The sequence below is a fragment of the Pseudomonas sp. AD21 genome, from assembly GCF_002878485.1.
Lineage (GTDB): Bacteria > Pseudomonadota > Gammaproteobacteria > Pseudomonadales > Pseudomonadaceae > Aquipseudomonas.
In genome coordinates, this window is sequence record NZ_NQYG01000153.1 from 1 (window position 1) to 281 (window position 281).

Sequence of the window (281 nt, forward strand, 5' to 3'; positions counted from 1 at the left end):
TTATGCCATCCTGCGCGGTGATGGTGAAGGTGCCACTTTGGGTCAGGGCATTGGCGTCAGGCGCGCTGCCGGTGCTGAGGTTTTTCTCGTAAACCGTCAGTTCGCCGCCGTTGACGTCCAGGCCACTGATCACTACGGGATCGTCGTTGTTGTGGATCTGCAGGACGAGATTCGCGGTGCTGGCATCACCGTCCGAGTCGGTGATGGTGTAGGTGAACGTCTCGGTGCCGTTGCCACCGCCATGCAGGTTTTTGAAGTCGGCATCGGTGGGGTTCAGCGTG

Annotated in this window: 1 protein-coding gene; it reads right to left on the minus strand. The window is 59.8% G+C overall.

Annotated elements, in window-relative coordinates; translation table 11 throughout:
- Positions 1-281, minus strand: a 281-nt coding sequence (locus tag PseAD21_RS29405) for a hypothetical protein (protein WP_146011333.1), incomplete at both ends; no start/stop codon positions are given.